Origin of the sequence: Pseudolysinimonas sp., assembly GCF_031389465.1 — a bacterium.
Classification (GTDB): domain Bacteria; phylum Actinomycetota; class Actinomycetes; order Actinomycetales; family Microbacteriaceae; genus Pseudolysinimonas_A.
In genome coordinates, this window is record NZ_JANMSQ010000003.1 from 1 (window position 1) to 7134 (window position 7134).

The 7134-nt window shown below is 70.7% G+C and carries 7 protein-coding genes; 2 read left to right on the forward strand and 5 right to left on the reverse strand.

Annotated elements, in window-relative coordinates; translation table 11 throughout:
* From RMO30_RS00015 to RMO30_RS00035, 5 genes are all read right to left on the reverse strand, one after another.
* The coding region (locus RMO30_RS00015; RefSeq protein ID WP_309707825.1) for a hypothetical protein at nucleotides 1-579 on the reverse strand (579 nt) is incomplete at its 3' end.
* Nucleotides 580-694: 115 nt separating this feature from the next.
* The gene (locus RMO30_RS00020) at nucleotides 695-1741 is read right to left on the reverse strand and encodes a glycosyltransferase (protein WP_309707826.1); all 1047 of its coding nucleotides are present in this window, start codon (nucleotides 1739-1741) and stop codon (nucleotides 695-697) included.
* Nucleotides 1738-2901 (reverse strand): hypothetical protein, encoded by a 1164-nt coding sequence (locus tag RMO30_RS00025; RefSeq protein ID WP_309707827.1) that lies wholly within the window; start codon nucleotides 2899-2901, stop codon nucleotides 1738-1740. Before RMO30_RS00025 ends, RMO30_RS00020 begins: the two co-directional genes overlap by 4 nt.
* Entirely contained in the window at nucleotides 2894-3850 is a 957-nt protein-coding gene (locus RMO30_RS00030) for a glycosyltransferase family 2 protein (RefSeq protein ID WP_309707828.1), read from the reverse strand. Before RMO30_RS00030 ends, RMO30_RS00025 begins: the two co-directional genes overlap by 8 nt.
* Nucleotides 3847-4365 (reverse strand): acyltransferase, encoded by a 519-nt coding sequence (locus tag RMO30_RS00035; RefSeq protein WP_309707829.1) that lies wholly within the window; start codon nucleotides 4363-4365, stop codon nucleotides 3847-3849. The genes RMO30_RS00030 and RMO30_RS00035 overlap by 4 nt, the downstream gene beginning before the upstream one ends.
* A gap of 274 nt (nucleotides 4366-4639) precedes the next feature.
* On the opposite strand from RMO30_RS00035, the gene RMO30_RS00040 reads away from it, so the two are divergent.
* Nucleotides 4640-5566: a hypothetical protein gene (locus RMO30_RS00040; protein WP_309707830.1), complete on the forward strand. Its 927-nt coding sequence runs from the start codon at nucleotides 4640-4642 to the stop codon at nucleotides 5564-5566.
* Nucleotides 5563-7116: an O-antigen ligase family protein gene (locus RMO30_RS00045; protein ID WP_309707832.1), complete on the forward strand. Its 1554-nt coding sequence runs from the start codon at nucleotides 5563-5565 to the stop codon at nucleotides 7114-7116. Before RMO30_RS00040 ends, RMO30_RS00045 begins: the two co-directional genes overlap by 4 nt.
* Nucleotides 7117-7134: the final 18 nt, after the last annotated feature.

Here is a 7134-nt window from a genome sequence, read left to right on the forward strand (position 1 = left end):
CCAGTCGGACGGGATGATCGCAAAGAGGCTGCGCACCAGCCGCTCGAAGCCGTAGTGGGCGTTGCCGCCGACGGTCACGACGACCCGAGGCGTTCCGGCCCCTGGCGAAGCCTCGACTGCCTCGAACCCCTCGAACACCGACAGTGCGTACTGCCAGCGGTCGTCGGCGGCGAACGGGTACTGCACGTAGCGCTGGATGCCGGGCACGCGGGCGAGCACCCGCCCGGTCGCCGAGAGCTCCCTCACCCGCGTTCCGCTCTCGATGTACGAGAAGGGCACGCCGAAGGTCTTCGCGGCGAGCATCGCCGACAGCGCCATCTGCGCGCCCGTGCTGTACACGTGGTCGATCGACTCGCGGCGGAACACTCCGCACAGGCGCACGTAGTCGCGCAGGATGCCGAGGTAGGCCCGCGGCGCACGGTTGGGCAGGTCGACGACCCGCTGACCGGCGAGCATCGACTCGCTCTGCGCGGTCGCGTCGGTCACCCAGAGCACGTCATCGCGCGGAACGATCCTCGGCCGCAGCAGATTCAGCTGCGTGAGGTGCCCCCCACTGGTTGCCACGAGCATCGTCGTCAACTTCGTCCCCTCCCCCGAGATGAGCGCCGACGACGATGGCGGGCTACCCCCATTCGGGGGCCATCTCCATCCCACCCCGCCCCGGGGTGCGAGCGCAAGCGTTCCCAGCGAACGCTCACCTGGGCGGCCGCGCCAGGGTCAGCCGGTAGCCCGCGAGGGTCTCATCGGCGATCCGCGCCCAGCGGTACGCGTCGAGTTTCGGCGGAACCGGCCGGGGCTCGGTTGCCCAGTCGACCGCATCCTCGAGAACGTGCTCGTCGAGGGCGCCGTGGTAGGTGCGCACCCACGCCGGCCCGAGGTCGGCGGCGAGTTCGGGCATCGCCCCGATCGCGGGCACCAGCACGGGGCGCTGGGCCGAGAGAGCGAGCAGCGCCGCTCCCGAGTTCAGAATGCGCCGATAGGGCAGCGCGACGAGGTCGGCGGCGGCGAGCCAGGCCGCGAGACGGTCGTCGTCGAGGTGGGCGAGGTCGAGACGGATGCGGGGGTCGCCAGCCGCAGCGCGCTCGACGGCGTCGGTGGTCGCGTCACCGTCGGGGGCTCCCGCGATCGCCAGCCGCAGCCGCGTATCGCGCGAGCGGTGGGCGATCTCGGCGAGGCGGTCGAGATTCTTGTAGGGCCGCACCTGGCCGACGGCGACGACGAGGCGGGCGTCGGATTCCAGCCCGAGCTCGGCGCGGGCGGAGCCCCGGTCGGCGCGGAAGGGATAGGCGCCCTGGTAGTCGCCGTGGCGGGTGCGGAACACCGGCACATCGTCGCCCAGTCGGGAGCGGGCTGCCTGGTCGCCCGCCGCGCTCAGACTGAACACGGCGTCGACGTCGCGGCGCAGCATCCGGTCGAGGGCCGCGCGCACCCAGGGTGCCGAACGCTGTTCATGGGCACCGTCGTTGTGTACGGTCCAGACGAGCCGGGTGCCCTGGCGCCGGGCCCGTCGGATGAGCCGGGCGAACGCCGCAATGCGACCCCAGGCTTGCCACGGCCGATGCGTGCTGAGAAACACCAGCTCGGGCCAGTGCAGGTGCACGATGTCAGGCCGAGAGCCCACGAGGTCGCGAACCGCGAACTCCCGCACCTCGACACCGGCCCTGACGAGGGCGTCGGCGAGCAGGGCGTTGTACGGGTTCGCGTGGCGAGTGGAGTACGCGGGAGCGGCGGCGACGATCATGGGGATGCCACCACCTTTCCCGCGCGGAACGCCACGTCGAGAATGCGCTCGTGCCGGCTGCGCCACGAGTTCGCGGCGACGAAGTCGAGGCGCTCCTGCTCGTCGGCCGGGCCGAGGGCGAGAGCTTCGTCGAGCCGGTCGGCGAACTGCGCCGTCGTGTCGGTAAGCAGCACCCGCGGGTCGATGTCGCGCACCGGCGCGAGGTCGATAGAGAGCACCGGGGCGCCGCCGGCGAGGTACTCGTAGATCTTGAGCGGGCTCATCGCCTCGGTCAGCGCGGTGCGGGCGTGCGAAACGAGGCACACGTCGGAGTTGCGCACGGCGGCCACGAGGCCGGCCCGGTTCGTCGGTGGCAGCACGTGGATGTTCGGAACCCCGTGCAACGGCGCGACCGCCTCGGCATCGCCGACCACGCCGAGCAGCACGACGTGCAGGTCGGGGCGCCGAAGGGCGAGCTCGAGCAGCCCCGGCACGTCGAGGCGCGAATCGAGTGTGCCGACATACAGGGCGCGCGGATGCGGGATGTCGGCGAGCCACGGGGGATCGGCCGGCTTCGGGCCGACCCACTCGGTGGGTTCGACCCCGTTGGGCACGACGACAGCCTCACCCGTCGGTTCGATGCGGTCGAGGATCGCCCGCGAGACCGCGACGACCGGGCGACCGGTCTGCCGGAGGCGAGCGTACGACTCCTGGAGGGCCGGCCACCACGGGCGGCGGGCGGGCAGCTGGGTCCAGTCGTCGCGGGCGTAGTACGTCGTGCCGGCCGCCCAGTCGAAGGAGCTGTAGCCCGCGGCGAACGGGCTCGCCGTGATGACCGAGACATCGGTCATTCCCTGCTGGCGTGCCGCGGCGGCGAGGGCGGCGTCGTAGGCACGGCCCTGGCGTTCTTGGGCGGAGATCGAAACCGGATCGATCCCGCCCCAGGTGACCGGAGCGACGTGGGATCGGCCGGGCGCGGTCGGGAACGGCGCGTCCTGACGGCCGAGAAGGCGCTTGACGAGTCGGCGGGCGCCGTTGCGCGGCGGGTCGGCGACGATGAGGCGGCGCACCTCCGGATGTTCGAGCAGCGTGAGGGCGAGCCGGTCGGGCGGGCGCGCCATGCCGCGGGCGACGGCATCCGACCAGGTCTCGAAGGTGAAGGTGAAGAGCACGTCACGCATGCGTGGCCTCCTTCCCGAAGATGAGTTCGCGGGCTTCCGGGTAGCCGGGCAGCCACGCGTTGCGGTGGCGCCAGGCGTGTGCCCACATCCGGTCGCGCCGTCGGGTGAGCGTCTCCAGGCCGGCGCGCAGCAGCACGCCCGCCCCGAGCATCCCGACCCCGATGCGCGCCCTCTGGGGCGACCAGGCCGAACGCAGCAGCGTGACCTTGCCGGCGAGCACCATCGTCATCTTGCGGCCGCGCGCCCCGGTCGAGGCCCCGACGGCGTGCACGATCGACGCCTCGGGCACGATCACCGGGCGCATTCCGGCACGGGCGGCGCGCAGCGAGAACTCCGCGTCTTCGCCGTAGAGGAAGAAGCGCTCGTCCATCCCGCCGATTCGCTCGAAGTCGGCGCGGGTCACGAGCAGCAGGCATCCCGTCACGATGGGCACCTCGCGCACCGTGTCGCGCTGCCAGCGACCGAGCGACTCGGGGTCGAAGACGGCCGACCCGGCGAATGCCGTCGAGAGCCCGAGGGCGAAACAGGAGAGTGACCACAGGGTCGGAGCTCCCCAACACGACGAGGGGTCGAGCTCGCCGTCTTCGCGGAAGGTGCGCCCGCCGTAGACGCCGTGTTCGGGGTGGGCGCGCGCGAATCCGAGCAGCGCGGCGAGAGATCCTGACGGCACCAACGTGTCGGGGTTGAGCAGCAGGAGGTACTCGGCCGCGGTCACCCGCGCGCCGAGGTTCACGGCTCGGGCGAAACCGAGGTTGCCGCCGGAACGCAGCACGGTCACGCTCGGGAACTCCAGGTCCAGGGCATCCGCCGACCCGTCGGCCGAATCGTTGTCGACGACGACGATCTCGGTGGCGGCGGCGGGCGGATGCGCGAGCACCGAGCGCACGCAGGCCAGCGTGCGATCCCGGGTGTTGTAGCTGACGATCAACACGGCCACTTCGGCGTTCATCGTCTGGTCTCCTCGGGTTCGGGTCGCATCCCGATGACTTTCGCGGGGATGCCGCCGGCGATGCAGTCGGGCGGCAGGTCTCGGGTGACGACGGCTCCCGCGCCGACGACGGCTCCCGCCCCGATCGTCACTCCCGCCGTCACGACGACGTTGGCGCCGAGCCACACGCCGTCGCCGATCACGATGTCGCGCTCGATCTTGGGCTGGTCCATCACGGGAGTGCCGCGCACGATCCCGTAATTGGATGCGGTCACGACAACACCGGGGGCGAGCAGGCACTTCTCTCCGAACGTGATTCGGCCGGTCGAATCGCCCGCCCAGATCACCGAATGCTCGCCGATGTGCGTTCCCGCCCCGATCTCGATGCGTTCGGCGTTGCGGAACGAGACGTTGGGGGCGAAGGTGACCCCCGGTCCACGCTGCAGTCGCGCCCGTTGCCGGGTATGGCTGTACCCGGCGAAATGCGCCAGGCGCGCCTGTTGCAGCCACGTCCTCGGATCGAGAACTGAGCGCACTGCTCTTACGAGCGACGCCATGAAGGACCCCCATCACCCCATGCCGCTCGTGCGGCCGTCGGCTCTAGCGTCACCTGTTCGGGGGGTCTAGCGCACCCCCCGGTCGGTGGATGTCCAGCAAGTTCCCAGTTGACAGCACACCCCGCCGCCTGCCTACGGTGAAGGCGGGGATGGCCCCCGTCTGGGTGACGTGGGCCTGCCGGCAAGGACGCCGATTCGCTGAAACCAGGAGTGCGGCAGCACTCGAATCGACAGTTCAACCGGGGGTATCACAATGAATCTCACCAACGTGTTCCGCGTCATGGGGCGGCACAAGCTGCTCATGTTCTTCGGGGTCATCGTGGCCATCGCCGCGGCCCTGTTCACCGCTTTCAAGCTGGAAACGGGCTCGCTCTGGGAGTCCGGCACGCTCGAACCGCGCTCGCAGATCGAGTACCGGGCCTCGACCAACATCCTGGTCAGCGACCCCGTGTCGGTCTTCTCATCGCGCAACGCGACCCAGGCCGTGCCGGACGGCACGACGGAGGCGACGGCTCGCGACCTCGCCTCCCTCACCGTGGTCTACGCGTACCTCGCCTCGAGCGACGAGTTGCAGGCTCAGGTCGAGGAGCAGGTGGGCGACTTCGGCCCCAGCGAGTCGCTCTCCGCCGCGCAGCGCACGACGCAGCCCACGGCCGAAACGAACACCGGCACCTACCGACTGCCGATCCTCGACATCATGGGCACGTCGACCGACCCGGCGCGCGCAGAAGAGATCTCGCGTGCGGCGGCCACGATCTTCCAGGACTTCGCGACAGCGCAACAGGATGCCGCCGGGGTCGCTCCCGAAGCGCGCGTGCAGTTGCCCGTGATCGACGAGCGTCCGGCCCAAGCCATCGACGGCACCAACCCCGCACTGCCGGTGGTCGCCGTCGGCATCGGGGTCTTGCTCGGGTTCCTCGCGCTGATTTTCGCGGTCGACAACGCACAGGCCGGACGACGTGAAGCCGCGACCGTATCGCCGGCACGTGAGCCGATTCCGTCGCCGATCGCCGCGTCGACGGTTCCCACCGGCCCGGTGCCGGTGCTGCACCCGGCGGGCGAGCCGGGTCAGGTCGCCTACCGCCCGGCGCACCAGACGCAACATGCCCAGACCCAGCACCCGCGCCAGCCGGATCCGATCGCCGGGGTCGATTGGACGGGTCAGCCGGCGCGCCGGTGAGCACGCGAACCGAGGCCGACGACCTGGTCGGCGAACAGCGCGTGCGGGCGATCGCAGGCACGGCGCTGCTGCTGATCGCCGTCGGCGCGGGGATCTTCTTCGCCGACCCGTTGACCGTCGGCGCCCTCGTCGGGCTCGTCGCCTGCCTCTACCTGTTCCGCGCCGCCGTCTTCAGCTGGCCGGGCGCCGTGATCGCGCTCGTGGTGGTGATCTGCCTCGTGCCGGCGCGTCGCTACACGCTGCCGGTGAGCCTGCCATTCGCCGCCGAGCCTTACCGCATCGTCATCGTGCTGCTGCTGGCGATCGTCATCGGCGCCCTGTTGCTCGATCCCGCGTTCCGCTGGCGCCGACTCGAGTTCGGCGGGCCCGTCGCGTTCTTCTTCGCCACCCAACTCGTCTCCATCGCCGTCAACGTGCCCGGACTCGTCGACCTCGGGCTCGCCCCGAACGCCGTCATCAGCCTGTTCAGCCTTCTGGTGATCTGCGCCGTCTTCGTCGTCGCGCGACAGATCTTCCGCTCCCGCGCGATCGTGCGGTTCACGATCATGGCGACGGTCGTCTGCGGGGCGATCGTCGGCGCGCTAGCCAGCGTCGAGCGCGTCACCCGACAGAACCTGTTCATCGAGTTCTTCTCCGCGCTGCCGCTGCAACGGCTCTCCGAAGAGGAGTCGCTGTTCGTCAAGGAGGGCACCGCCCGCGCATTCGCGTCAGCGCAACATCCGATCGCCCTCGCGGTGTTTCTGTGCATGCTGATTCCCCTCGGGATCTACCTCGCCCGGCACGCGAACTGGCCGCGGAACCCGGTGTCGCGGGAGTTTCTCTGGATGGGCTGCACGATGCTCATCGGCCTCGGGATGGTGTCGGCGGTGTCGCGCACGGCATTCGTCTCGCTCGCCGTGATGCTCGTCGTCGCGGTGCTGCTGCGACCCGGGCTGCTGCCGAAGGTGGTGCTCTACGGCGCCGTCGCGGTCTGCGCCGCGCTCTTGGTCTCGGCCCGCAACGTGCTCGGGATGATCAACGAGCTGCTCGACCCGCAGGCGCTCATCGAATCGCAGATGACCTCGCCCGGCTGGACCGGCTCCGGGCGTCTCGCCGACCTCGGCCCGAGCCTCGACGAGGCCGCGGCGCGGCCGTTCACCGGCAGCGGGTTGGGCAGCCGGGTGACGATGGGCGAGGGCGCGAACGCCTTCATCCTCGACAACCAGTACCTCTCGACGCTGCTCGAGTCGGGGGCGCTCGGCCTGCTCGGGATGCTGCTGCTGCTGCTCGTGCCCGCGGTGAGGCTCGCCCTGTTCTCGCGCTGGCCGGCCGAGCGGATCGGCGGGGTCGCGCCCGACGAGCGCCGTGACCTCGCGGCGGCGGTTGCGGTGGCCATCGCGGGCTACGTGGTGGCGCTGTTCTTCTTCGACGGGTTCTCGTTCATCCAGACCCTCCTCACCTTCTTCCTGCTGCTCGCGGCCGGGTCGTGGGCACTCGCCGGTGAGCGGTTGCCGCGCTGGGAGGAGCGACGGGCGAAGCGGGTGCTCGAGCGTGAGGTGGAGCCGGTATGAGTCCCGAGTTGAGCGTTG

What these genes read in the sequence shown, in the direction of transcription:
- RMO30_RS00020 (WP_309707826.1), bottom strand. Translation starts at nt 1,741, where the DNA reads ATGATCGTCGCCGCCGCTCCCGCGTACTCCACTCGCCACGCGAACCCG.
- RMO30_RS00030 (WP_309707828.1), bottom strand. Translation starts at nt 3,850, where the DNA reads ATGAACGCCGAAGTGGCCGTGTTGATCGTCAGCTACAACACCCGGGAT.
- RMO30_RS00025 (WP_309707827.1), bottom strand. Translation starts at nt 2,901, where the DNA reads ATGCGTGACGTGCTCTTCACCTTCACCTTCGAGACCTGGTCGGATGCC.
- RMO30_RS00040 (WP_309707830.1), top strand. Translation starts at nt 4,640, where the DNA reads ATGAATCTCACCAACGTGTTCCGCGTCATGGGGCGGCACAAGCTGCTC.